23 protein-coding genes are annotated in these 25,860 nt (G+C 58.7%); 14 read left to right on the forward strand and 9 right to left on the reverse strand.

Going from position 1 to position 25,860, the window contains the following annotated elements; translation table 11 throughout:
- The first annotated feature begins 244 nt into the window (after nucleotides 1-244).
- The 8 genes from ABIE13_RS08705 (at nucleotide 245) to ABIE13_RS08740 (ending at nucleotide 6,681) form a co-directional block, all read left to right on the forward strand.
- Complete coding sequence (locus ABIE13_RS08705; protein ID WP_354442737.1) at nucleotides 245-520, forward strand: phenol hydroxylase subunit; 276 nt, start codon at nucleotides 245-247, stop codon at nucleotides 518-520.
- 69 nt (nucleotides 521-589) lie between these two features.
- A complete protein-coding gene (locus ABIE13_RS08710; RefSeq protein ID WP_354442738.1) occupies nucleotides 590-1,588 on the forward strand; it encodes an aromatic/alkene monooxygenase hydroxylase subunit beta in 999 nt (332 codons plus the stop codon).
- 68 nt (nucleotides 1,589-1,656) lie between these two features.
- On the forward strand, nucleotides 1,657-1,926 hold the full coding sequence (locus tag ABIE13_RS08715) for an MmoB/DmpM family protein (RefSeq protein WP_354442739.1): 270 nt from the start codon (nucleotides 1,657-1,659) through the stop codon (nucleotides 1,924-1,926).
- A 39-nt stretch (nucleotides 1,927-1,965) separates the two neighbouring features.
- Nucleotides 1,966-3,513: an aromatic/alkene/methane monooxygenase hydroxylase/oxygenase subunit alpha gene (locus tag ABIE13_RS08720; protein WP_354442740.1), complete on the forward strand. Its 1,548-nt coding sequence runs from the start codon at nucleotides 1,966-1,968 to the stop codon at nucleotides 3,511-3,513.
- Between the two features lie 17 nt (nucleotides 3,514-3,530).
- Nucleotides 3,531-3,887, forward strand: coding sequence for a phenol hydroxylase subunit P4 (locus ABIE13_RS08725; protein WP_354442741.1), 357 nt, complete (start codon nucleotides 3,531-3,533; stop codon nucleotides 3,885-3,887).
- A 23-nt stretch (nucleotides 3,888-3,910) separates the two neighbouring features.
- On the forward strand, nucleotides 3,911-4,972 hold the full coding sequence (locus ABIE13_RS08730) for an NADH:ubiquinone reductase (Na(+)-transporting) subunit F (RefSeq protein ID WP_354442742.1): 1,062 nt from the start codon (nucleotides 3,911-3,913) through the stop codon (nucleotides 4,970-4,972).
- Between the two features lie 409 nt (nucleotides 4,973-5,381).
- On the forward strand, nucleotides 5,382-5,732 hold the full coding sequence (locus tag ABIE13_RS08735; protein WP_354442743.1) for a 2Fe-2S iron-sulfur cluster-binding protein: 351 nt from the start codon (nucleotides 5,382-5,384) through the stop codon (nucleotides 5,730-5,732).
- Nucleotides 5,733-5,754: 22 nt separating this feature from the next.
- Entirely contained in the window at nucleotides 5,755-6,681 is a 927-nt protein-coding gene (locus tag ABIE13_RS08740; protein WP_354442744.1) for a catechol 2,3-dioxygenase, read from the forward strand.
- Nucleotides 6,682-6,733: 52 nt separating this feature from the next.
- Here ABIE13_RS08740 and ABIE13_RS08745 read toward each other — a convergent pair whose 3' ends face one another.
- The 7 genes from ABIE13_RS08745 to ilvD all read right to left on the reverse strand — a co-directional run bounded on the left by ABIE13_RS08745 (nucleotide 6,734) and on the right by ilvD (nucleotide 16,578).
- Nucleotides 6,734-8,050, reverse strand: a complete 1,317-nt coding sequence (locus ABIE13_RS08745; RefSeq protein ID WP_354442745.1) for a biosynthetic peptidoglycan transglycosylase — start codon at nucleotides 8,048-8,050, stop codon at nucleotides 6,734-6,736.
- The gene (locus ABIE13_RS08750; RefSeq protein ID WP_354442746.1) at nucleotides 8,047-8,658 is read right to left on the reverse strand and encodes a hypothetical protein; all 612 of its coding nucleotides are present in this window, start codon (nucleotides 8,656-8,658) and stop codon (nucleotides 8,047-8,049) included. The genes ABIE13_RS08745 and ABIE13_RS08750 overlap by 4 nt, the downstream gene beginning before the upstream one ends.
- Nucleotides 8,655-9,611 carry an exosortase Q gene (gene xrtQ / locus ABIE13_RS08755; protein WP_354442747.1) on the reverse strand — a complete coding sequence of 319 codons (957 nt, stop codon included), beginning with the start codon at nucleotides 9,609-9,611 and terminating at the stop codon, nucleotides 8,655-8,657. Before xrtQ ends, ABIE13_RS08750 begins: the two co-directional genes overlap by 4 nt.
- Nucleotides 9,612-9,617: 6 nt before the next feature.
- Entirely contained in the window at nucleotides 9,618-11,699 is a 2,082-nt protein-coding gene (locus ABIE13_RS08760) for a VIT and vWA domain-containing protein (RefSeq protein ID WP_354442748.1), read from the reverse strand.
- Between the two features lie 559 nt (nucleotides 11,700-12,258).
- On the reverse strand, nucleotides 12,259-13,728 hold the full coding sequence (gene creC, locus ABIE13_RS08765) for a two-component system sensor histidine kinase CreC (protein ID WP_354442749.1): 1,470 nt from the start codon (nucleotides 13,726-13,728) through the stop codon (nucleotides 12,259-12,261).
- Between the two features lie 8 nt (nucleotides 13,729-13,736).
- Complete coding sequence (locus ABIE13_RS08770; RefSeq protein ID WP_354442750.1) at nucleotides 13,737-14,579, reverse strand: response regulator; 843 nt, start codon at nucleotides 14,577-14,579, stop codon at nucleotides 13,737-13,739.
- A 139-nt stretch (nucleotides 14,580-14,718) separates the two neighbouring features.
- Nucleotides 14,719-16,578 carry a dihydroxy-acid dehydratase gene (ilvD, locus tag ABIE13_RS08775; protein WP_354442751.1) on the reverse strand — a complete coding sequence of 620 codons (1,860 nt, stop codon included), beginning with the start codon at nucleotides 16,576-16,578 and terminating at the stop codon, nucleotides 14,719-14,721.
- A 182-nt stretch (nucleotides 16,579-16,760) separates the two neighbouring features.
- Here ilvD and ABIE13_RS08780 point away from each other — a divergent pair, with 182 nt between their 5' ends.
- The 4 genes from ABIE13_RS08780 (at nucleotide 16,761) to ABIE13_RS08795 (ending at nucleotide 22,780) form a co-directional block, all read left to right on the forward strand.
- Nucleotides 16,761-17,672 carry a LysR family transcriptional regulator gene (locus tag ABIE13_RS08780; protein WP_354442752.1) on the forward strand — a complete coding sequence of 304 codons (912 nt, stop codon included), beginning with the start codon at nucleotides 16,761-16,763 and terminating at the stop codon, nucleotides 17,670-17,672.
- A gap of 89 nt (nucleotides 17,673-17,761) precedes the next feature.
- Nucleotides 17,762-18,866, forward strand: a protein-coding gene (gene prfB / locus ABIE13_RS08785; RefSeq protein WP_354442753.1) for a peptide chain release factor 2 whose coding sequence is annotated in 2 segments (ribosomal slippage) — nucleotides 17,762-17,842 and nucleotides 17,844-18,866 — 1,104 coding nt in all. Because the reading frame shifts where the segments join, the coding sequence is not laid out codon by codon here.
- A 78-nt stretch (nucleotides 18,867-18,944) separates the two neighbouring features.
- Complete coding sequence (gene pepN / locus ABIE13_RS08790) at nucleotides 18,945-21,761, forward strand: aminopeptidase N (RefSeq protein WP_354442754.1); 2,817 nt, start codon at nucleotides 18,945-18,947, stop codon at nucleotides 21,759-21,761.
- Entirely contained in the window at nucleotides 21,758-22,780 is a 1,023-nt protein-coding gene (locus tag ABIE13_RS08795) for a class 1 fructose-bisphosphatase (RefSeq protein ID WP_354442755.1), read from the forward strand. Before pepN ends, ABIE13_RS08795 begins: the two co-directional genes overlap by 4 nt.
- A gap of 46 nt (nucleotides 22,781-22,826) precedes the next feature.
- Here the strand turns inward: ABIE13_RS08795 and ABIE13_RS08800 are convergent, their stop codons facing one another.
- Nucleotides 22,827-23,291, reverse strand: a complete 465-nt coding sequence (locus ABIE13_RS08800; RefSeq protein WP_354442756.1) for an RcnB family protein — start codon at nucleotides 23,289-23,291, stop codon at nucleotides 22,827-22,829.
- Nucleotides 23,292-23,453: 162 nt separating this feature from the next.
- Here ABIE13_RS08800 and ABIE13_RS08805 point away from each other — a divergent pair, with 162 nt between their 5' ends.
- Both ABIE13_RS08805 and ABIE13_RS08810 read left to right on the forward strand, forming a co-directional pair.
- A complete protein-coding gene (locus tag ABIE13_RS08805) occupies nucleotides 23,454-24,104 on the forward strand; it encodes a GDSL-type esterase/lipase family protein (protein WP_354442757.1) in 651 nt (216 codons plus the stop codon).
- A 470-nt stretch (nucleotides 24,105-24,574) separates the two neighbouring features.
- Entirely contained in the window at nucleotides 24,575-25,102 is a 528-nt protein-coding gene (locus tag ABIE13_RS08810) for a midcut-by-XrtH protein (RefSeq protein WP_354442758.1), read from the forward strand.
- Between the two features lie 257 nt (nucleotides 25,103-25,359).
- On the opposite strand, the gene ABIE13_RS08815 is transcribed toward ABIE13_RS08810, so the two are convergent.
- Complete coding sequence (locus ABIE13_RS08815) at nucleotides 25,360-25,851, reverse strand: PACE efflux transporter (RefSeq protein ID WP_354442759.1); 492 nt, start codon at nucleotides 25,849-25,851, stop codon at nucleotides 25,360-25,362.
- Between the last annotated feature and the right edge of the window lie 9 nt (nucleotides 25,852-25,860).

Here is a 25,860-nt window from a genome sequence, read left to right on the forward strand (position 1 = left end):
TTAGACGAAGCAAAAAATCAATCATCCCAAAACTTCATCAAATCATGAAATGCGGATAGCAGCATTGCTTCAAATCATGAATTTGAGATGGAAGTCGCTTCTCAGGATAGTTAGTTTCTCAGGGGGATCGTCCTCAAGACCACTGATCTTTTCATGGTTTTCCCTAGATTTATCGATATTTTTTCATTTCATGGCGACAGTGGCATGAGGCATGCAACTGTCCTGGGCAAGGAGTCAAACCACCATGATCGAAGCCCTTGCATTCAATCCCAACCGACGCTTCATTCGCGTGATCAAAGCTCGCGCCGACGGAATGGTCGAGCTGGAATTCGCCTTGGGCGAGCCGCAGCTGTTCGTGGAGTTGGTGCTTCCGAAGGCGCAGTTTGAGCAGTTTTGCAAAGACCAGCAAGTGACGCCAACCGAGGGCGCTCTTCCAGAAAACGCTGCTGGCACTACTGCGCACGAATGGGATTGGAGCTTGCGGGAAGCGCGAGACCAGCATTTTCGCCACGAGCCGTGAACAGATTCGAAGGGCCCTGCCCTGCTGAATCGGAACCGTCATCAAAACCAAAGAAGGAGACATCTTGTCATGCAAATCGATCTTAGAACCGTCAGCATCATGCCCTTGCGGCAGACCTACGCCAACATTGCCGAGCGCCTGGGCGCGGACAAAGCCGCTTCACGCTACCTGGAGGGCACGATGGATGTTCAAGCCAGCGCGAACTTCCACTACCGCCCCACCTGGGATCCAGAACACGAGATCTTCGATCCCACGCGCACCAGGATCACCATGACAGATTGGTACGCGTTGAAGGACCCGCGCCAGCTTTACTACGGCACCTACACACAAGCCCGCGCTCGCATGCAGGAAACCGCCGAGTCTGATTTCGAGTTCGTCGAAACACGTGGACTCGCGGACCAATACGATGACGCCGCACGCCGCACTGCGCTGGACTTCTATGTACCGCTTCGCCATGTGGCCTGGGGTGCCAATCTGAACGGCGCCTCCCAATGCGCTTACGGTTATGGCACCGCCATCACCCAGCCCTGCCTCTATGCAGCGATGGACCAACTAGGCATTGCGCAATACCTCACACGCCTGGGTCTGCTCCTTGGCCAACAGGGCGATCTGGAGGCCGCCAAACATGCCTGGATGGAAGCTCCAGCATGGCAAGGCCTGCGGCGTCTGGTGGAAGACACCTTGGTCGTGAAAGATTGGTTCGAACTCTATATGGCGCAAAACGTTGTGCTGGACGGTTTGCTGTTCGGACTGGCCTACAAGGAAGTCGACAACGCCCTGGTTGAGCGAGCAGGCCCGGCAGTGGCCATGCTCACGCGCTTTCAGGCCGAGTGGTTTCAGGATGCGTGCAAGTGGGTCGACTCCATTGTCAAAACAGCGGCAGCGGAGAACCCTGAAAACAAGACCCTGCTATTGCAGTGGTACGCCCATTGGCGCACTCGCTCGCTTGAAGCGCTTGAGCCTGTTGCCAGATTGGGCCTGGGAGAAGGAGCGAACGCAGCGCTGGAGCGCGTGGCCGCCGCACTCGATACGCGCATGGCCAAGGCTGGCTTGCAGGTTTCGGCTTAGAACGTGCTTACGTTCCAAGCCCAACCCCCTCAAATTTCCCATTTCCAAACGCTTGAACAGGAGTGCCTGTGTCCAACGTATTCATCGCCTTCCAGCGCAACGAAGAAACGCGCGCCGTCGTCAACGCCATCGTGGCGGACAACCCTGGCGCCATCGTCAATGAGCAACCAGCGATGGTGAAGATCGACGTGCCTCACTGCATGGTTATCCGCAAAAGCACCATCGAAGAAGAGCTGGGCCGCGCATTCGACCTGCAGGAGATGCAGGTGAACCTGATAACCCTGTCTGGTTACATCGACGAGACCGACGATGAGTTCACCCTCAGCTGGAACAGCTGACCGACTCTTGTACTGAATTACAGATCAAAGGAGACCAACATGGATATGAAAGTCAACAAGAAGCTGAGTCTGAAAGACCGCTACAACCTGATGACGAGAGACCTGGCCTGGACGCCTACCTACCAGGCCGTGAATGATGTATTTCCGTACACCGAGTACGAGGGGATCAAGATTCATGACTGGGACAAGTTCGAAGACCCGTTCCGCATGACGATGGATGCCTATTGGAAATACCAGGCAGAGAAAGAGCGCAAGCTCTACGCGATCATGGACGCGTTCACGCAGAACAACGGCCATTTGGGCGTCACCGATGCGCGCTACATCAACGCGCTCAAGCTCTTCCTCACAGGCGTGAGCCCACTTGAATACATGGCGCACCGTGGCTTCGCGCATGTGGGCAGGCAGCTTGCAGGTGCGGGTCCCCGCGTGGCATGCCTCATGCAGAGTCTGGACGAAATGCGCCACGCGCAAACCCAGCTGCATTCTCTTTCCAATTACAACAAGCACTACAACGGCTTCCAGCATTGGCGCCATCAGCACGACCGCGTGTGGTACCTCAGCGTGCCGAAATCGTTCTTTGACGACGCCGTCAGCTCGGGCCCGTTCGAGTTCATGATCGCCATTGGCTTCGCGTTCGAATACGTGTTGACCAACTTGCTGTTCGTGCCGTTCATCAGCGGAGCAGCCTACAACGGCGACATGGGTGCCATGGCGTTCGGCTTTTCGGCGCAGTCTGATGAATCGCGCCACATGACCCTGGGGCTGGAGATGATCAAGTTCATCCTCGAGCAAGACCCGGACAACCTGCCCATTGTTCAACGCTGGATCGACAAATGGTTCTGGCGTGGGTATCGCGTGCTGACCTTGGTCGCCATGATGATGGACTACATGCTGCCCAAGCGTGTGATGAGCTGGAAGGAAGCGTGGGAGGTCTACGCTGAAGATAACGGTGGCGCCCTGTTCGCCGATCTGGCTCGCTACGGCTTGCGCCCGCCCAAGGGATGGGAGCAAGCATGCAAGGAGAAAGACCACCTGAGTCACCAGGCGTGGAACGTGTTCTACAACTACGGCGCTGCTGCTCCTTTCCACACATGGGCACCCAGCGAAAGCGAAATGAAATGGCTGAGCGAAAAGTATCCCGACACATTCGATGAGAACTACCGCCCTCTGTGGGAACACTTCTCAGCGGAACAGAAGGAAGGACGTCGCTTCTACAACAGCACCTTACCCATGCTGTGTCAGACCTGCCAGATTCCCATGTTCTTCACAGAACCGGACGATCCGACAAAAATCGCTTTCCGCGAAAGCGACTGGCGTGGCCAGAAGTATCACTTCTGCTCCGACGGCTGCAAGGACATCTTTGACTATGAGCCGGAGAAGTACAGCCAGAGCTGGCTACCGGTGCAGCAGATCTATCAGGGCAACTGCTTCTGCCCCGATGCAGACCCCACGCAGCCTGACTTCAACCCCTTGGCCGAAGTGCTGCGCTGGTACCGGATGACCTGGGGAGAGGACAACCTCGACTACGCGGACTCAACGGACAAGAAGAACTTTGACAAGTGGCGCGAACAAGCCACAGGCAACTGATTGCAAGGAGAACCCACATGACTATGACCTCCATTGGCAAGTACGAATTCCCGCAGAAGGACGGCGCCGAAAAATTCCCCGCCCCTTTGCTGTTCCTCTCTTGGGAAGACCACAAGATGTTCTGTGCACCCTTTGCCGTGCCGTTGCCCCCTACGCTGAAGTTCGCGGATATGTGCCGCGGCGCATTCCCAGGTTTTTTTGGCGCCCATCCAGATTTCGCCAACATTGACTGGGACAAGGCCGAGTGGTTCAAATCCGGTCAACCCTGGACTCCAGACATGGAAAAGACTTTGGCCGAAAACGGGTTAGGGCATAAGGATGTCATCCGCTTTCGCACGCCTGGCTTGACCGGCCTGAAGGGCTCCGCCCACTGAGCAACTACCCCAGGAAGATTAGCTTGAGCTACCAACTCACCATTGAACCCCTGGGCCAGGTGCTGGACATCGAAGACGGCCAGACCATCCTCGATGCAGCACTCCGCGCGGGTATCTATATTCCCCACGCCTGCTGTCATGGCCTGTGTGCCACTTGCAAAGTCATCGTCACGGAAGGAGAGATTGATCATGGCGAAGCGAGTACGTTCGCACTGATGGACTATGAACGCGACGAAGGCCAATGCCTGGCCTGCTGCGCTACCTTGCAATCCGATACGACCATCGAAGCGGAAATTGATGAGGAGCCCGATGCGCGATTCCTCCCCGTTCAGGACTATCGAGGCACGGTCTCACGAATTGAAGACCTCACCCCCACCATCAAGGGCGTGTGGATCAAATTGGATAGGCCCATGGACTTCCAGGCCGGCCAGTACGTCAATCTGCACATCCCTGGTGAAAGCGCTCCCCGGGCTTTCTCGATCGCAAGTGCCCCTGGTCAGGCCTCAGAGATCGAACTCAATATCCGCTTGGTACCGGGTGGCAAAGGAACTGCATGGGTGCACCAACAACTGAGCAGTGGAGAGGAAGTCCAACTATCAGGTCCTTACGGCCGGTTCTTCGTGCGGGAGTCCGCACACCAAAAGGACGAGTTGGGCTATATCTTCCTGGCTGGCGGCTCAGGCCTTTCCAGCCCGCGCTCGATGATTCTGGATTTGTTGGAGCGCGGCTGCAAAAAACCCATTGCGCTCATTAACGGAGCACGCAGCTCGGAGGAGCTCTACCACCATGAAGAGTTCACGGCTCTGGCCATTGAGCACAGCAACTTCAGCTACGTGGCCGCCCTCTCCTCTGAGGAAGCGGATTGGCAAGGTGCGAAAGGATTCGTGCATGAGGCAGCCAAGGTCCATTTCAAGAACGATTTCCGAGGTCACAAAGCCTATCTTTGCGGTCCACCGCTCATGATTGACGCCTGCATCAGCACTTTGATGCAAGGGCGTCTTTTCGAGCGCGACATCTACACCGAGAAGTTCATATCGGCTGCTGATGCTCAGCAGGTCCGCAGTCCGCTGTTCAAGAAGATATGAGAGCCCCCTGTGTCGCTTAAGCGCCTTCCCCCTCAGGGGGACACCACCAGCGGCCGGGCCAAGCCCGCTCCGCGCTGGAGCACACGACTCCCCCCTGTGTCGCTTACGCGCCTTCCCCCTCAGGGGGACACCACCAGCGGCCAGGCCAAGCCCGCTCCGCGCTGGAGCACACGACTCCCCCCTGTGTCGCTTACGCGCCTTCCCCCTCAGGGGGACACCACCAGCGGCCGGGCCAAGCCCGCTCCGCGCTGGAGCACACGACTCCCCCCTATGTCGCTTACGCGCCTTCCCCCTCTGGGGAACACCACCAGCGGCCGGGCCAAGCCCGCTCCGCGCTGGTTCTCGTGTGGCTTGCACTGCGGCCTTTTGAGGTGGTTGCGGGTCGCGGAAGGCGGTGCGGGTGATTGAGATGAGTGCTGCTGTCTACACGATCACTTTGATGGAGACCGGCGAAAGCTATCGGTGTGCTGGATATCGCTCGGTGCTCGAAGGTATGGAAGCGCTGGGAAAGAAGGGCATTCCTGTGGGCTGCCGAAACGGTGGTTGCGGTGTTTGCAAGGTGCAGGTGATTGAAGGTCAGTACACGCGGCGCGTGATGAGCCGCGAGCACGTCAGTGCGGCTGAAGAACTTGTTGGCCGCGCGCTTTCGTGCCGAATCAAGCCCACCAGCGATCTGCGGATCTCGGTGCTTGGACAAATGAAAAAGAACGTCTGCAGGCTGGTTGAGCCTGTAGACGATTCCCCCACGTCCTCAACCTGAAGAAAACTAAAGGAGATTTGAAATGGCAATGTCAGGAATTTTGCGGCCTGGTCACGCACAGATTCGCGTTCTGGATATGGAAGAATCCGTTCAGTTCTATACCCAGGTGATGGGGCTCATGGAAACCGGGCGAGATAGCTCGGGTCGCGTGTATTTCAAATGCCGTCAGGAGCACGACCACAACAGCGTTGTGCTACGACAGGCGGATCATGCGGGAATGGATTTCTTCGGTTTCAAGGTCCTCGACCAGGCCACCTTGGAAGAGCTCGACAAAAAACTGCAAGCGGCAGGTGTCAAAACCGAGCGCATTCCTGCAGGAGAGATGCTCGAAACAGGGGAACGCGTACGCTTTCAGATCCCGACGGGTCATACGATCGAGTTGTTTTCCGAGAAAAAATGCGTGGGAAGCGTCTGTGGCTACAACGACCCTGACGTGGATGTGATCGATGGTCCTGGTATCCGACCCGTGCGTATGGATCACGCATTGATCTATGGGGGAGACATTGACGGCAACCTCAAACTGTTCACGGAAGTATTGGGGTTCAGCCTTGTGGAACGCGTCAAGCTTGAAGACGGGAGTACCGATCTAGGCACATGGCTCACTTGCAGCACCAAGGCCCATGATCTGGCCATGGTGAGGCACTCGGAAGATGCCAAGCTTCACCATGTGAGTTTTATGATGGAGAGTTGGGAACAGGTGCTGCGAGCAGCCGATCTTATGAGCCGCAACCGTGTCTCGGTAGACATCGGTCCCACGCGACACGGCATTACACAGGGCACGACCATCTACTTCTTCGATCCCTCTGGCAACCGCCTTGAAACGTTCGCAGGCGGCTACCAGTGGTACCCAGACATGCCACCCATCACATGGAGTTGGGAAGAAGTGGGGCGCGGAATTTTCTACCACGACCGGAAATTGAACGAGGCTTTCCTGAGCGTATTGACCTGAGCGAGCCCGAATGAAATCAATACCCATTACCGGCAGTTTCTGTCGCGCTCATTTAGCCTTTCTCGGACACGTTGAGTTCGGCTAAAGCACGTACTCTCAGCTCCTGAGCCAGCGCGCGTTGCTCAGGCCTGGGCACACCGCGAACCTGCTCAGCCACCCACAGCAGGCGACTGGCATTGGCCTCATGGGCAGGGTTGCGCAAGATGGCGGCCAAGGTCACCGCTTGGCGTGGGCTCAACTGCGCTGCAGGCAATCCGAAGTAATGCCGCGCAGCGGCATCCGCTCCGCACACCAGTTGGCCTTCCGCCGTATGCCCCCAGGGAGCAAGGTTCAGGTAGAGCTGAAGAATACGCGCCTTTCCCAGCGTCTGCTCCATCTCCACTGCGTACAGCAGCTCACGCACTTTGCGAGTCAACGTGCGCTCGCCACCGGCGACCATCAACTTGGCTACTTGTTGCGTCAGGGTACTACCGCCACGCCGGACCACAGATTGGGTTTCATTGATGGCCAGTGAATTTTCAAGCTCATCCATGTCGTAGCCTGGATGCTCATAAAAGCGCTGATCTTCTGCGGCCAGCACGGAACGTGCAAGCCAGCCACGCGCGCGGTAATTCTCAATGGGACCACAAGATGACCGCGCATGCGCCCATGCTTCGGTGCCCAGGCCACTGACCGAAAGGCCTTGCACGCGCGGGGTAAGCTCAAACCGGCCAGATGGCAGCTGGATGCGCGCCGTAGCCGAAACGCTGCCGTCTATGCGTGCCACCTTCAACTCAGAGAGACCAGGCGCCAGCAAGGCCGCCCAGTGACGCGCGGGCGCTTCAGGCCACTGCATCAACACTTCCCAACCAGAACCGGATCGGTCGGCCTGCCATTGCGCCTGAATAATTTCCTTCTCACCCTTTGGCGACTCTGAAGCCAGGAGCAGTTGCCCTTGCAAACGCCCCGGACCTTGACCGCGTGACAGGGCAATCCGCGCGGCAGGCACCCTCAGCCGTCCCTTTCCCACGGCAGCAGGTACAGGCAGCGTGCAGGGCTCGCAGTGCAGAATGAATACGGGCTCGCGTTGTTCCATATCTGCAGGCTTCCAACCCAGGGTCATGAAGCCAATGCGGGTAGGCACGCGCACCCCATCCAGGGCCTGTCCTATCCAGGGCGTTGTGGCCAGCCACACCAGTTGCGGCACGCTGGCCTCCAATTGGAACGGGCCCCGCCCTACCCTGACGGACCACTCATTGGTCTGCGGAGCCAGCGCCATGCGCGCTGTGCTCCATAGCAATGCCAAGAGCAGGGCAGGAAACAGAATCGAACAGGCCAGGACAAGACCCCACCGGGGCCGACCATGGTCAATGGCGACTTGATTCTTCATGTGTTTCCCCCAGACACAGGCGTCGTGACCGTGATGGCACGCCACGGGCCGCTTGACTGCCCCATCGTGGCGGCCCAGTACCAGGCAGAGGTGTCAGCAAAACTTTGGCCGTGTGCGTCCTCGATCTGCTCGCATACCTTCAAGGCAACGCCCTCCCGTCGAGCGATGAAGCAGCGCTGAAGGCCGCCCGCGACCGCAACTCCAGCAGCTTCAGAGGCCAATGCAACAGGCGTGACAGGAGATCGGACCCTCGCACTCTCCAGGTGTTCACCCTCAATCCGATAGCCCAATGCGCGATAACAATCAACGGCAGGGTGCAGCATGCGTGTAGGCGCAGCCACATCACGCAGAACGATGATGCGGCGCTCATCCGTCAAGCGCGTGATACGGCCAGGAAAGCGATCTGCAAAGCGCCGCTCTACGGCGGACAAGGCCAGCGGCCGCACAGCGGCTCCCTCCCATAGGTGCGGGAGTTCGCCTGCCTGGACGGCAGGTGCAGCAGTCACTTCACGGGCGCTCGGCAACGCCGAAGCCAACGCACACCCCAGCATGGCGCAGCCGAACAACAACTTGCCCAGCACCCGGTTATGAAAAGTGTTCTCTATCATTTGCACTCTCCCTGTTTGCACCGCTGACCTGAAACACCACGAAAGATCTCCGACCTGGCGGCATCGCCAACGCAAGACCCCATCAACCAGGCGACGGCCCCGCACACAGCGGCCAGCGTCACCAGGCCAATGCCCTGGTGCACCACTTGTGAAGAAGCATTTCCCGTGGCTTCCAGCGCAACCAAAGCGGTATTGCGCAGCACGTTTCCAGCCAGCACCGTGAAGCCAACCAAGGGAAGACGCAGCGCAAAGCCACGGTTGCTTTGCCCCTTGAACAACGCCACAGCGCAAGCGGTAAAGTAACCAGCCCAGGCCATCTGAACCCCAGAACACGGCGCATCCACAATGACCAGGTGGCCGTCGACCAGCAGGCTGCTGCCTTCACGTTGCACTGCGAACCCCACTGCCAGCAGCCAACGACTGGCTTCAGCCGTCAGCACCCGCAGCGGGTATCCGGCGTAGAACTGCAATGACGCAATCAGTGGCAAAGCCAGGACAGCCAGCCCCAGAACGGGCACCGTCGCCACGGCATGGCGTGGTGCAGGCCACAGCACGCCATTGCTCGCATGCATTGCACCGCGGCGCACTGAAGGCAAGAATGCAATCAGTCCGCATGCCCAACTGACGATAGCCAGCAAGCTGGTGGCCAGCGGGGTGACGGTTCCCCGCATGGAAGTGGCTGCCAGGGTCCCGACCAAGGCCACTGCCATCCAGGACAGGCGTGGTGCGGAGCAAAGCTGCTTGCGTACCGACCACACAAGCACCGCAATCGCGGCGATGGCCAACAAGCCCAGTGGGTCATCAGAGCCATCTGACACACGTGTAGCCATCCAGCGCCATGTGGGCCACAGCGCCACTGTCTGCAGTGCAATCCATACCCAGGCAGGGGCCCGGTCCAGTCGAATGGCATGGTGAATGATGGGCCCCTGGCGCATAAGAAGAGCAGAGTTCATGATGGATCAACCCGTGAAAGTCCGGCGCTGACGCCGGCGTGCCATCTGCGCTCCCAGCACAGCCATCACCACCAGCATGGCGGCCCAGGTCTCGGGTTCCGGGGTACTGCTGACATCCGCGCCCAGGGCAGAAGCCTCTCCAACGGCCAGGTCACTCACACCTTCAGGCATCGCGCTCGGTTGGTTGGCTGTGGCGCCTTGCCCACCGGGGTTGCGCACCACCTTGTCCACAGCAATGAAGCTTGTGTATTGGGTCAGCAAGTTGTAGTCCAAGCCCAGCCGGGTAATGGCGGCCTTCTGCGCGTCACCTCCGGTCAGGGCCTCCTCGTCGCTCAAGGCAGCGATTCGGTGGCGTGCCCACAGGTAACGCAGCGCGGTGGTGCTGTTGTCAGACACTTGCAGATCGATGGGAAGTGCTTGCTGGTATTGCCCGCCAGCGGCATGGCCTTCAATCACCAGCTTGGGCTGCGTGGATTGGCTGGACTCACGCCACTTGCCGAACACCAGCACCGGACGCTCTGCCAGAACATCCGGCAGAACAGGAGGCTCGACGTCGTACACGTCCAGGCCTTCAAAGCGTGCTTTGACGCTGGTAAGCACTGGCGACTCGATCATGCGGCGAAATCGTTCGGCTTGCGCCTTGGCTTCACTCGGATTGGTCACGATGAAGGGCTCACCCATGCCAGCACGCGCCAGGCCTTCCATGAGATGGCGGTTAACCGAAGAGCCTATGCCAAAGGCAAACACATTGGCCTGCCCGAGTTGTTTGCGCACCAGCGCAAAAGCTTCGCTTTCCACCGTGACATACCCATCCGTCACCACCACAACCGTGCGAGACAGATCCGCTGGTTTGGGTTGCGCATAAACCCTTCGCAAGGCGGGAAGCAACTCGGTAGAACCGCCACCACCCATTTGCTCTATGGTCCGAATGGCTGCGTTGACGTTGGCTGGAGTGGCAGGAACCGACTGAGGCGCCAAAAACCGGTTGCTGCCAGAGAACAGCATGACGTTGAAGGTATCGCTGGCCTTCAGGTTGCCCAGGAGCTGGCGCATCAGGGCTTTGGTCGTGTCCAGCGGGAAACCATGCATCGAGCCGGAGATGTCCACCACAAATACATAGTCGCGCGCTGTGATCGCTGCCTGAGGCACGGCCTTGGGCGGCTGGACCATGGCAATAAAGAAGTTTTCCTTCTCGCCGCGCTGCAGCAGCACGCCCGACTGGATTTGTGCGCCGGCCAGACGGTAGTCCAGAATGAAGTCGCGGTTGTTGCTCTTGCTCACGCCGCGCGAGGCGCTGCCGGCCAGTTGAACGCTGGCGCGCTGACCATTCATCTCCGTGTCTATGGCGTGGCTGGGCGAGCGGACCTCTTGGATACCGATGGGGCTGGTCAGATTGACTTTGAGGTCAAAGGCGCTGGGGTTCGATTGATTCTGGCGCAACACCGGCTGAGCCGGAAAGCCCTGCGCGACTGCATCTACGCTGGCGCCGGCGCCAGCGTAGCGCGGTCCCACTACGGTGGGAAACACAAACTGATATTGTCCGTCTTCAGGGACCACCAACTCGTTGTAGCGCAACTCGACCTGCACGTCGTCACCAGGCAAGATATTGGCCACATTCATCTGGAACACATTGGGCCTGTGCTGCTCCAGCAAGGCAGTGGTCTTGCCCTCACGTTTGGCAGCGTCGTACTCCACCTTGGCTTGTTGCTTCTCGCGAATCTGCGCCACGACCAGGCGTTCGCCCACGCGAATATTCAAGCCGTCGACCGCTGCGCGCGTAGAGCCCGGAAAAATGTATTTCGCCTCAATGGGTGTCGTGCCCTCGTTCTTATAGGTCTGGGTCACCACCACGTCAGCGATCACGCCGCTGATATTCACTTTGACGTCTGTGCGCTTGAGCGGCAGAGCCTCTACACCCGCTTGCGAGCCTTGAACAAAGAAGTAAGGGCTTTCAGACTTGGCCGGAGCATCCGCCTGAGCGCGTGCGGACGGTGCCAGAAGCACGAAGGCCGTGAAAGCCAAACCCCATGTCAGTCTCTTTGCGACGGTGGCGGAGGCAGATTGGATGAGATGTGCAGGGTTGATCAAGGGACTTCCTTTCAGTGTTGAGCTTGGATGCCCTCTACTGTGCAAATCACCTTCGAAGCAGCGATGAAGTCCGCAAGAAGAAGTCAGGAAAACCGCGCACCGCTTGGGGCGTTGTGTGAAGTCTGTGTGAAGTCCCCGTGAAATCCGGGCTGGTTGGTCTCAGCGGAGAAAGCGGGAAACAACGGCGACGCCCGTCACCGAAAGGCACCGAGGCCCCCAATGGGTTCAAGAAGCAGGCTGTTCACCCTGGGAGCGCGAAGCTCCAGCTTGGCAATTCTGGCGGACCTGTCAGCGCTGCCGTGCCAAGCTGGAGCTTGGCGCTCCCAGGATTGACGGCCGTCATTGAGGCAATCTGCGCTGAGGAAAGGCAAGCCCAATACCGTCACACAGCGGCGCCCGCATCTCGCAAGCACCAACACACCCCAAAGAATTCGCGAAGCAGGCTGTTGCCCCTGGGAGCGCCAAGCTCCAGCTTGGCAATTCGGGCGGATCTGTCAGCGCTGCCGTGCCAAGCTGGAGCTTGGCGCTCCCAGGAGGAACAGCCTGTTCGAAAGTGCGCTCAACCCTTCAGCAGCGGCAGCCGCAGCACCGCCAGTGCACCAGGCGCATCGTCGGCATTGCCAAGCGTGATGCTGCCCTGGTGCAAAGCAGCAATTTCCCTCACAAAGGCCAATCCCAGGCCAGTGCTTCGCTTACCCGAGCCTGGGCGCGCCAGGGAGAAGAACTTCTCGAACACTTTGCCCTGCGCAAATACCGGTACCCCTGGCCCACGGTCACGCACCTCGATACGCGCCATGCGCCCCTCGCGCGCAAGCCTGAGCACGATGTCCGGCCCAGCCCCGTTTCCGGGGGTCGAAAATCCCACTGCGTTGTCCAGCAAGTTGCCGATGGCGCGGCGTAGCAGAAAGGGATCGCCCTCCACGGTCAATTCCGTGCGGATGTGCACCTCCACCTTGAGCGCTGGCGCCTGAGTCCGTGCAATACCCGCCAGCTCATGCAGTAGCGGTGCCAACTCCACCGCTTGCTGGTCTTTCAGCAGGCGCCGGCTCTCCAGCGAAGACAGCTCCATCATCCGATCCACAACTTCTTGCAAACGGTGAGTCTCCCGTGCAATGCTGGAAGTAAACCGCTGCCGCTGCTCAGCCGGCATGTCGGGCTCCTGCAGCAGCTCAGCCGCACCTCGAATAGCTGAAATAGGGCTTTTCAACTCGTGCGTCAGTTGCTCCACATACTCTTGAACGTAGTTGCGTCCTGCAATGGCGTCGCGCACCTCCTGAGCGGCAGCGCGTGTCTGCGCGCGCAAGGCCCGCCAGGCGCGGCGCGGGCTGAAATGGCGCTGGCCTGCAGCGTCGCGCCACCAGGCGGTGCGCAATGCCGCCAGCAAATCACTTGTAATACCCAGTGGACGGATCAACAAGAATGAAAGCACGATGGCCAGCAGCAGCACAGAAAAAGCCGACGCCACACCGACCGAAATAATGTTGCCCCGTGCCGCAGAAACAAACTGCCCCAGGCTCTGCACCGGCTTGCCCACCGCAAGCGCGCCCACGATCTCCCCTTGCCAGCGGATAGGGGCGCCCACATACATCACGCTGCTATTGGGGTCCTGAGGCACGTCACGCGTCGTTCGAGAACCGAACTCGCCACGCAGGGTGTAGCGAACATCGCGCCATGACGAATAGTCCTTGCCAAAATCACGCCCCGTGGAGTCATACACCACAATGCCGTGCCGATTGGTGACGTAAGCGCGCAACTCCACGCGCGTCTTGTGCAAGCTGTAGATCTGCGCAGAAAACTGCCTCGCGTACAAATCCCTGAAGATGCCAGCCATGCGATCTGTAGGAAGGGCCCCCTGCTCCACATCCTGCTCGATCACCGTCGCTAGCAACTGCGCCGTTTCGACCAGCCCCTCCTCGGCAGACTCTCTATAGCGCGGATCCAGATCGCCTAGCAACTGGTATAGCAGCGCAGCCATGCCGATGACATAGACCGCGACCAACGCAAGGAAAATGCGGGTGCGACGGCTCATATAAGGATCTAGGGTGTCCTCAATGCGTAGCCAATGCCGCGCAGCGTGCGTATGGGGTCTTCGTCTTCTCGCACCAGTCGAAGCTTGCCACGCAGCGTCTTGATGTGGGCGTCTACCGTACGGTCGAAACTCTCACCCGGATCGTCCCACACTCGCTCCAGCAGTTCATTGCGTGTAAACACGCGTCCAGGCCGTTGTATGAGCGCAGCCAGCAGACCATATTCATAGCGCGACAGGTTTAGCGACTGACCATGGTAGTGAATCAGGCGGCACTCTTCATCCAGAACGAACGGACTAGGCAAGGAGGCGCCGCCAACAATTGGGTCGTCAGAAGCCGGACTGCTGGTGTTTGTGGGCAAGCCAGCAGTGGCCACACTCCCATTGACCCGGACTCCGCCTTCCTTGTCAGTGCCAGGAGCAGGCGCTTGAGCAGCAGTTGTCTGCGCGGGCTCTGAAGGCGCTGTCATGCGCTGGCTTCGCCGCAAGATAGTGCGTACGCGGGCGACCAATTCACGCGGTGAGAAAGGTTTGGCGATGTAGTCATCCGCGCCAAGCTCGAGCCCCACCACGCGGTCAATTTCACCGGCGCGTGCCGTCAAAAAAAGCATGGGCACCGATTTTCCGCCGGGGAGATCCTGCAGGCGACGCAACAGTTCGAAGCCACTCATATCCGGCAAGCCGACGTCCAGAATGGCCAAGGCCGGTATTTTCTCGGTAAAGCGCTCCATCGCATGGCGCGCAGTGGCGCACACCTCGGGTAAGAAACCGTCTGACGACAGCGCATAGTGGATAGTCTCGGCAATGCCGGGTTCGTCTTCCACCACCAGGATCAAGGGCAGCTCACTATGCATGCGAAGCGATTCTAGTGCGTGCTCGGCCCCATGGACCACGCGACAGAGCGCGCGGATGACTACGCGCTCGGTCGGCCAAGCTCATTGCGATTGAGCGAAACTCACCACAGAGAGCCACCTCTGTAGAAGCGAACTGCCATTAATCTTCAAGCAAAGACAGATCCCGCACCGCGCCCTTGTCCGCAGACATCACCAACTTGGCGTAGGCCTTCAGTGCTGCTGACACCTTGCGCGGACGCGCTTCAACAGGCTTCCAGCCCTTGGCGTCTTGTTCGACCCGGCGTTTGGCCAGTTCCTCGTCGCTCACCAGCACGTTGATCGTCCGGTTGGGGATGTCAATGCGAATACGATCGCCCGTCTTGACCAGGCCAATGGCCCCACCCGCAGCAGCCTCAGGCGAACAATGCCCGATAGAGAGGCCGGATGTGCCGCCTGAGAAGCGCCCATCTGTCAGCAAGGCGCAAGCTTTGCCCAGACCCTTGGATTTGATGTAGCTCGTGGGGTAGAGCATTTCCTGCATGCCAGGGCCGCCTTTAGGACCTTCATAGCGCACCACAACCACATCACCTGCTTTGACCTTGTCATCCAGGATGTTGGCCACTGCCTCATCCTGGGACTCCACCACATGGGCCGGTCCCTCGAACACGAGGATGGAGTCATCCACACCCGCTGTCTTCACCACGCAGCCATTCAATGCAATATTGCCGGTGAGCACAGCCAGGCCGCCCTCTTTGCTGAATGCGTGCTCGTAAGAACGGATGCAGCCGTCTGCACGGTCCATGTCAAGGCTGGGCCAGCGTGCGTTCTGGCTGAAAGCCACTTGGGTAGGAATCCCACCAGGGCCAGCCATGTAGAAGTTCTTCACGGCTTCGTCGTTGGTGCGTGTAATGTCCCATTGGTCCAGGGCTTCACCCAGGGTCTTGGCATGCACGGTCGGCACGTCGGTGTGGAGTTTTCCAGCCCGATCCAGTTCACCCAGGATGGCCATGATGCCGCCTGCACGGTGAACGTCTTCAATGTGGTACTTGTTGGTGTTCGGCGCCACTTTGCACAACTGCGGCACAGTGCGCGATAGCCTGTCGATATCGGCCATGCCGAAGTCGATCTCAGCTTCCTGCGCAATCGCCAGCAAGTGCAAGATCGTATTGGTGGAGCCGCCCATGGCGATGTCCAGCGTAATGGCGTTCTCGAACGCCTTGAATCCCATCGAGCGGGGCAAGATCGATTCGTCGTCTTTCTCGTAGTACTGTTGAGCCAGGCCCACAATGCGGCGACCGGCGCGTTTGAAAAGCTGCTCGCGGTCCGCATGCGTGGCCACCACTGTGCCGTTGCCGGGCAAGGACAGACCCAGCGCCTCTGTCAGGCAGTTCATGGAATTGGCGGTGAACATGCCGGAGCATGAACCGCATGTGGGGCAAGCCGAGCGCTCCACTTCAGCCAGGTCAGCGTCACTGACCTTGTCGTCCGCGGCCATCACCATGGCGTCAATCAGGTCCAGTTTCTTGAACTGAATGGTCGCCGTCTCTGGTACCGCCAGACGCACCTTGCCAGCCTCCATGGGACCGCCTGAGACAAACACCACAGGGATGTTCAAGCGCATGGCGGCCATGAGCATGCCGGGGGTGATCTTGTCGCAGTTGGAAATACAGACCATGGCGTCTGCGCAGTGAGCGTTGACCATGTATTCCACGCTGTCGGCAATGATGTCACGGCTTGGCAGTGAATACAGCATGCCGTCATGCCCCATGGCAATACCGTCATCCACCGCAATGGTGTTGAACTCCTTGGCCACGCCCCCTGCCGCTTCGATTTCGCGCGCAACCAACTGGCCCAGGTCCTTCAAATGGACGTGTCCCGGCACAAACTGGGTGAACGAATTGACCACCGCGATGATGGGCTTGGAAAAATCCTCGTCCTTCATGCCGGTGGCACGCCAGAGGGAACGGGCACCAGCCATGTTACGGCCAGCGGTGGAAGTCTTGGAACGGTAGGCAGGCATCGTGGTCTTTGTAGGGTTGTAAAAATCTCGGTTCTCGGTATTGGGCGCGTGCGCTCGTGTGGTCTCCTCCGAGCATTTGCTTTGCTTGAAGGAACTCTGTGCCCAACCAACAGGGTCAAGTATGAAACTTTCCGCTAATTTGATCCAATACCTTTAAAAATCTCGACTAATATGTTTTACATATGAGTCTACCCTTGATCGATGTAAGAGCGTGGCGCCAGTTCATCATGGTGGCGGAAGAACTGCATTTTGGCCGCGCCGCCTTGCGGCTCAACATGACGCAGCCGCCGCTGACACAGGCCATTGCCGGCCTGGAGCGGCATCTGGGCGTGCGCCTGTTCGATCGCAATAAACGCCATGTGCAGCTCACGCCTGCGGGCGCGGCGTTGCTCCCTCAGGCACAAGATCTTGTCGCCAGAGCCCTGGCCCTACCGGAGCAGGCGCGCGCCGCCGCCAGCGGCGAAGTCGGGCGGTTAAGGCTTGCCTTTGTGTCCACCGTGGGCTTTGGCGGCCTCCCAGGCTGGGTCAGAAAGTTTCGCGCCACCAGCCCTGGTGTGCGGCTGGAACTCACTGAAGCTACCGGAGACGTGCAACTGCAATGGCTGAGGGACGGACGCATAGACGCCGGCATCGTGTTGCACGCGCATGAAGAGCCAGCGCCGCCCGGTATCGCGCGCCAGACCATAGGCCAGGAACCGCTTTGGCTGGCGCTCCCGCAGGCGCATCCCCTGGCCAAAGCCAAAACGCTGTCGTTCGAGCAGGTCGCGGGCGAGCCCTTGGTACTGTTTCCCCGCGCCATCCTGCCTGCGGTCTACGACGGCCTGCAGGCCTGCTACGCGGCAGCGGGCCAGCCGCTCAAGGTTGAGCAAGAAGCCATTCAGATGCAAACCATCGTCAACCTGGTGTCTGCGGAGCTGGGGCTGGCCTGGGTGCCCAAAAGTGTCAGTCAATTGCAGCGCGCTGGCGTGGTGTACCGCGAGTTGCAGGAAACCCCTTACCTTCCCGTCTGTGAGACCAGCGTCATGTGGGTCGCCAGCCAGGAAACGCCGGTCTTGAACCGGTGGCTGCAGGTGCTGGGGGAAACCAGATCCTGAATAGCCTCCAAACCGCCCTCTCCCATGAGAAAATGATGGATTCGCCCATACTTTATTGACTGGGCCCCAATTACCTTCAGGAATACATCATGGAAGCAGAACACATCAACCAGATCGGCACACAAATTGCAGACCTCACCGCTCGTACGGTGGATTTACGGAGGTATCTTTGACTACGATACCAAAGCTGAACGCCTGCGTACGGTAAACGCATCGCTTGAAGACCCTTCCGTCTGGAACGACCCCAAGAAAGCCCAGGAACTGGGCAGGGAAAAGAAGGCCCTGGACGGCGTAGTCGAAGTCATAGACATGCTTACGCGTGAACTGGCAGACAACGCCGAGCTGTACGAGATGAGCCGCGAAGACGCCGACGAAGACGGCCTCAAGACCATAGAGGGCGAAGCTGCCAAGCTTGCTACTACGGTTGAAGAGCTTGAGTTTCGCCGCATGTTCAACCAGCCGGCAGACCCCGCCAACGCCTTTCTGGATATTCAGGCTGGCGCAGGCGGAACCGAGGCCCAGGACTGGGCCAGCATGCTGCTGCGCCAGTATCTCAAGTACGCGGAGCGCAAGGGCTTTAAGGCTGAGATCGAGGACGAAACGCCTGGTGAAACCGCGGGCATCAAGGGCGCAACCATCAAAATCGAAGGTGAATATGCCTACGGCTTGCTGCGCACTGAAACCGGAGTGCACCGCCTCGTGCGCAAGAGCCCGTTCGACTCTTCCGGCGGCAGGCACACCAGCTTTGCCAGCGTGTTCGTCTATCCGGAGGTAGATGATTCGATCGAGATCGACATCAACCCCTCCGACGTCCGCACCGACACCTACCGTGCCAGTGGCGCCGGTGGACAGCACATCAACAAGACCGATTCGGCCGTGCGCTTGACGCACATCCCTACAGGTATCGTGGTGCAGTGCCAGGATGGCCGCAGCCAACACAGCAACCGAGACGTCGCATGGAAACGCCTGCGCTCGCGCCTGTACGACCATGAGATGCGCAAGCGTCAGGAAGAACAGCAGAAGCTCGAAGACAGCAAGACTGACGTGGGCTGGGGTCACCAGATCCGCAGCTACGTGCTGGACAACAGCCGCATCAAGGACTTACGGACCAACGTTGAAATCAGCAACACCCAAAAGGTGCTCGACGGCGATCTGGATGTCTTTATTGAAGCCAGCCTGAAGCAAGGCGTTTAAGCGCGTGTTCAAAATCATATTGAACACGCCATAAGCCCGCCTCAAGCACGCCCCCACTGACAACAAAAAGGAAATTCCATGCGTGAAGGACACACCACCGTCACCCGGCGGTTGGACTATGCCCCCCCCGCTTTCTGGATTGATACGGTCGACCTCACATTCGACCTCGATCCCACCAAGACGCGCGTTCTCAACAAAATGACGCTGCGCCGTAACCCGGACCTGGCCCCACAAGCGCTCAGGCTCGATGGTGACGAACTGAATTTGGCGCGTGTACTGGTCAACGGCCAGGGCACGTCCTTTCGCATGGAAGGTGAACAGCTGGTGCTTGAAAGCTTGCCAGAAGGCCATGAGCCTTTTGAGCTGGAAATCTTCACCACCTGCAACCCGGAGAAAAACACCAAGCTCATGGGTCTGTTCCTGAGCGGCGGTGCGTTTTTCACGCAATGTGAGGCAGAGGGTTTTCGTCGCATCACGTATTTCATAGACCGGCCAGATGTCATGGCCAGCTACACAGTGACCTTGCGCGCCGACAAGGCCAAATACCCGGTCTTGCTGTCCAATGGCAATCTGGTGGATGAGGGTGAACTCGATGGCGGCCGCCACTTTGCGAAGTGGCAAGACCCGCATAAGAAGCCCAGCTATCTGTTCGCATTGGTCGCGGGGCAACTCGTAGCGCGTGAGCAACGCATCGTCTCCCGTTCGGGCAAAGAGCACCTGCTGCAGGTCTATGTGCGTCCGGGCGATCTGGACCAGACCGAGCACGCCATGAATTCGCTCATCCACTCCGTGCTGTGGGATGAGGCGCGCTTCGGGCTGCCGCTGGATCTGGAACGCTTCATGATTGTTGCCACCAGCGACTTCAATGCCGGGGCCATGGAAAACAAGGGCTTGAACATCTTCAACACGAAGTATGTGCTGGCCAAGGCTTCCACGGCCACCGACGCCGATTTCGACGCCGTCGAAAGCGTGATTGGTCACGAATACTTCCACAACTGGACAGGCAACCGCGTCACCTGCCGAGACTGGTTTCAGCTTTCGCTCAAAGAAGGTCTTACTGTTTTCCGCGATCAGGAATTCAGCATGGACCTGGCCAGCACACCCAGTGCGCGGGCCGTCAAACGAATTGAAAACGTCATAGGTCTGCGCTCGGCTCAGTTTCCCGAAGACGGGGGCCCCATGGCCCACCCCGTACGGCCAGACGAATATCTGGAAATCGGCAACTTCTATACCTCCACCGTTTATGAAAAAGGCTCGGAGGTGGTGCGCATGTACCAGACTCTGGTAGGCCGCGACGGTTTCCGCGAAGGCATGGACCTTTACTTCCAGCGCCATGACGGCCAGGCCGTCACCTGCGATGATTTCGCCCAGGCCATGGCAGACGCCAACCCGGCCAGCGACCTGGCCCGCCTGTTGCCCCAGTTCAAGCGCTGGTACAGCCAGTCCGGAACCCCAGTCGTGAAAGCGGAAGGCACATACGACCCTGCCGCTCGTACCTACACGCTGAAGCTCTCGCAAAGCTGCCCTCCCACCCCCGGACAGCCCGTGAAAGAGCCATTCGTCATACCCGTCCGGCTGGGTCTCGTGGCGGAAGATGGCCGCGACCTCCCCTTGCGACTGGAGCAAGGAAGCTTCGCGCAGGTGCAAGGCGACCCCGATGGCAGCAGGACCTACGTGCTGAGTGATCAGCAGGCCACGCTCACGTTCCTGGACGTGGACAGCGAGCCCGTTCCGTCCCTGATGCGTGGCTTCAGCGCACCCGTGAAGCTCGATTGCAACTACACCTTCGAGCAACTGATGCGCCTGCTCGCCAAGGACAGCGACCCGTTCAACCGCTGGGAAGCTGCACAGCTTCTGGGCCTGCGCACTGCCATCGATGCGATGAGTACGCCAACCGCCGGTGAGACTGCAGCCCCTGCCCGTCCCTTAAGCGAAGCCTATATCGCGGCCTTGCGCGGTGTTCTGCGCCATCCTGAACTGGACGCCGCCTTCAAGGCGCTGGTGCTCAGCCTGCCAGACGATGACTACATCGCTGAACAGATGAGCGAAGTAGACCCCCAGCGCATTCACGCTGTAAGGGAGGCCATGAAAGCGCAATTGGTCACAGATCTGCGCGACGATTGGGAATGGGCGTACGATCATTACAAGGACACGGGCGCCTATCAGCCGGATCCGGTTTCAACCGGACGCCGCTCACTTGCCGGGCTCGCATTGAGCGCGCTCTGCCAGTCGGCGCAGGCTACCAACGAGGCCATCTGGCCTGGCAAGGCCTATCAACGCTTCAAGGACGCCGGCAACATGACCGACCGCCAAAACGCGTTGAACGCCCTGCTGGAAAGTGGTCATGAGCTCGCAGCCCGCGCGCTGGAGCGCTATTACGAGCTGTTCCACACCGAAGCACTGGCACTCGACAAATGGTTCGCCCTGCAGGTTCTGGCACCAGACCGCGGTGGCAATATCTTGCCCATCGTTCAGAAGCTCATCAAGCATCCGGATTTCAGCTTGCGTACGCCCAACCGCGCCCGCAGCGTTCTGTCGACCTACTGCCACCGTAACCTGGCTGGTTTTCACCGCCGGGACGGCGCGGGCTACAACTTCTGGGCAGACCGAGTCATTGAACTGGACAAGCTCAACCCGCAGGTCGCCTCCCGCCTTGCGCGCGCCATGGACCAATGGGCCCGCCTTGCAGAGCCCTACCGCCAAGCCGCGCGCACGGCCATCGAGCGCGTCGCCGCCAAGACGGACCTCAGCAACGACGTGCGCGAGGTCATCACCCGTACGCTGGCGGTCGAATCGACTCCCGCGGCTCCTTCGGCTCTGACTGAACCGTCAGCCGACGCATTTTCTTCCGACACCCCAGCAGGCTCGGACCCCGAGCAGAAAGCCCATTCATGAGCAGAAGCATTTCTCTTACCCGCTATCTGGTTGAAAAGCAGCGTGTCGACGGACACATTCCTTCGCAACTGCGCTTGCTGCTGGAAGTGGTGGCACGCGCTTGCAAGCGCATCAGCCATTCCGTGAACAAAGGCGCTCTGGGTGATGTGCTGGGTACCGCTGGCAGTGAGAACGTCCAGGGCGAAGTGCAGAAGAAACTCGACATCATCGCCAACGAGGTGTTGATCGAAGCCAACGAATGGGGTGGCCACCTGGCCGCCATGGCCAGCGAGGAAATGGACGCCATCTACCTCGTGCCCAACCGCTATCCACGGGGTGAATACCTTCTGCTGTTCGATCCCCTGGACGGCTCCAGCAACATCGACGTCAACGTCAGCATAGGCACCATTTTCAGTGTTCTGAAAATGCCCGAAGGCGACCGCGGTGTGGAAGAGCGCGATTTCCTGCAGCCCGGAAAATGCCAGGTGGCAGCCGGCTATTGCGTGTACGGTCCTCAGACCACACTGGTACTGACCGTAGGCGACGGCGTGGCTATGTTTACCCTGGATCGCGAGCAAGGCTCATTCGTGCTGACCCAGGACGATGTGCGCATTCCGGCCGACACCAAGGAATTTGCCATCAACATGAGCAATATGCGCCACTGGGACACTCCGGTGAAGCGCTACGTGGATGAATGCCTGGAGGGCCGCGAAGGCCCACGTGGCAAGGATTTCAATATGCGCTGGATTGCCAGCATGGTGGCCGACGTTCATCGCATCATGACGCGTGGTGGCATCTTCATGTACCCGTGGGACAAGCGAGAACCCAGCAAACCCGGCAAATTGCGCCTCATGTATGAAGCCAACCCCATGGGTTGGCTGGTAGAACAAGCCGGCGGCGCTGCTACCAATGGCCACGAGCGCATCCTGGATGTGCAGCCGGGTCAATTGCATGAACGCGTCAGCGTTATTCTTGGCAGCAAGAACGAAGTGGACCGAGTCACTGCCTACCATCACGAGCACGCAAGCTCAAGCCAGTAAGCTTGTCAGGTTTTACCCACTGCGAAGTGGGCAAAACCTGCGATATTCAACGCATCATTGCATTGATGACCACGGCTGAGATGATGCCGGTTGCAATGGCCGCCAACAAGTAGTCTGAACCGTTTTGCACCCAGTAATAACCTCTGGGTGGCGGACGCAGACCGTGCCCACGCCAGTCATTCACCACATACTGGCGCTGACGGAACTCAGGCGGTAGGCGATCGCCACGATTGAAACGCCGATATTCAGGGTGGTTATAGCCAGGGCGGTTCACCCATCCCGGTGGACGTGGAGCTGGCCTGTGCGGGCCTGCGTGGGGAGGAGGCCCTGGCCTGTGGTTGTAAGAAGGTGGCGGGCCGCGGCGGTCCGGTCCTCCTTGTTGATGACCGGGATTTCGCCCATCACGCCCATGGTCGCGGCCATCACCACGGCCTGGCTGCGCCATGACCGGAGCGCTCACCATACACAAAGCCAGCAGGCCTGCGAGCGTTTTTGTTGTTGTGGATTTCATGGAAATTCCCTTCATGCGTTGCTCAAAGCAACTGCACCATCCTATCTGATAAGAGAGCACATGGCGCTGTAGGCGAATGCCGCGAAACCACGTCAAATACCCGAAAATGCCTTTTCATTGAGGATCCAACACCCCTCTTCTGGCAACTCGCTCTTCATAAGCATGACCCATTCCCATCTTTCTCGCCGCCATTTGCTGGCCCTGGTGTCCGCAACCGCCCTCATCGCAGCCTGCGGTAAAAAGCGCATGCCAGCGGCCCGAGCCATCGCCGCCGGTGGCACCGTTCTGGCGCTGGGGGATTCGTTGACCTATGGAGTTGGGGCGGATGCCTCCGCAGCCTATCCCGCTGTCCTGCACGAGCTGACGGGCTGGCAAGTGGTCAATGGCGGAGTGTCAGGAGAAACATCCGCGCAGGCCCTTGTGCGCCTGCCGGCCCTGCTTCAGGAGCATAGACCCGAACTTGTGATTGTGAGCATCGGCGGCAATGACTTTCTACGCCAAATGAGTGCGGCCGGTGTCAAAGACAACATTCGCTTAATCTGCGAGGCCGCAACAGCGTCTGGCGCGCAAACTCTTCTAGTCGCAATACCCCAGTTCTCGCTACTCGCTGCCAGCACCGGTCGACTCACCGACCACCCACTTTATGCAGAACTCGCGGAGGAGCTAAAGCTTCCTTTGCACCCGAACGGGTGGGCAGATGTACTTGCCGACGCCAGCTTGCGTTCCGATCAAATTCACGCGAACGCTCAGGGTTATCGGCGCTTCGCTGAAGGATTAACGGCGCAACTACGCGGCTCGGGGCTATTGGCCTGATCAGCACCTCTTCAACGAGGACACGAGGTCGCGGAGTCCCTCTTTAGCAAGGGACTTGCCCCCAGAAAACTTCCCCGCGACAACTTGAATAAATAGGACTACTGAAGTCCTTCGAGGCATTTTCCGCCCCGCCTCAATGAAATTACGACCTAAGCCCTTGACGCGGTGGGATGTAAAGGCCTGATACGCGCGAATTAAGAATAAAAGCCGACAAGTCCACGCGTATCCCTCTGATTATCTAAAGCCTTGCACATTTTGACAATTCAGCTATGCAACACGAGAAGATCTAGTTTTCGTGATTTTCTTTCCTCCAAGCGGCCTTATTACATAAATACAAAATTCCGCATGAAATCCCGCTTATTCAGGTTAATAGAATAAGGCCCTCCATGGCAATGTTAGTAAACTTAATTTACTACACATGATAACCCATGGAGAAACTCACGATTAATAGAAATACGGAATAGAATTAAATGACTCAATTTATCCGCCCAGTCTATCGAATAGGTGCTATCGGAGTAATTACCAGCCTATGCTCGGTTACTTCTTGGGCACAATCCTTGATGTGCAGTGTTGCCATTGACCACATCTCGGCAGCACCGCCGACTCCAGCTGCAGTTCCAAGCCTGTCTGATCTTGCACTGGCTGCGTTGATTGCTGGCGTTGCGGTGATGGCGTGGCGTCAAAGAAAGTTACCGGGCGCACGCCCCTTGGCTGCAGCACTTCTGACGGCCGCTGCCTTCATGGCGAATCAGGGTGGCGGTGGATTGATACAGAAAGCCTATGCCGCCACTGCAGATATTGTGAGCCCTTCTGGCACGCTGAATCTGCAAGTTCCGAACAGCGAGCAGCTAACGCTTACCAACCGTTCGGGAGTTCCGGTGCGCATCACCGGCGTCGTTCCCGAGTGGATCGGCTGTGCAGCCGGTACGCTCTTGGAACCCAATGGCTCCTGCACGACTACCCCGATCTCGTGCGGCGGGGGCGGAGGAAATAACTAGAACGAGCAAGTTCAAGCGATTCTGATTTAGAAAAATTCACCCGACAATGAAGCTTCGGCGTCGGATGAATGCCGCATGCGAAAAGGTTTCGATCTGATAAGAAGCCTGACCTGCAACCATGCATTGCGGCTCTTTTCTTTCAGGTAAACCTGATCTTCAGTCTAGGCAGCCCCTGCAAAACCCATCAATGATGCCGGACGCTGGCCGCAGGATAAGCTGCAACGCGTTGGTTTGCGGAGGCTACCTCGGTGGGATTCTTACCGCTTTGGCGAAAGTGAGCTTGGCATGACAGAGGACTCATTGGCGGAAGCACCGGAAGACGCAGGCAAAGCTTGCGCCGACGCGGGCAAACCAAAAATGCGGTCAAACCAGAGATTGAAGAGGAAGGCGTAGACCAGAAAGAAGACAATCAGCCCGACGTCCAGCACCAGAGCCTCCCACAGGGAAATCTGAAGCCACCAGGCAAACAGCGGCACCAGCATCACAGTCAGCCCTGTTTCGAAGCCAAACGCATGAGCCAAGCGCCGTTTCACGCTTCGACCACGCACCGTCTGGCGAGACTCCCACTTTTCAAAAGCCGTGTTGTAAGACAGGTTCCACACTGTGGCGATCAGTGAAGACGCCACCGCCAAAAAGGTGGAGTGGCCTGCCCCCTGCCCCGAGTAAGCTGCGAACGCCACCGTAGTGACGGCCACCGCAATCAATTCAAAAAGGGTGACGTAAACAATCTTCCGTTTAATACCTTGCATTACCGTTCA

The sequence above is a fragment of the Ottowia thiooxydans genome, from assembly GCF_040548795.1.
GTDB classification, from domain to species: domain Bacteria; phylum Pseudomonadota; class Gammaproteobacteria; order Burkholderiales; family Burkholderiaceae_C; genus Ottowia; species Ottowia thiooxydans_A.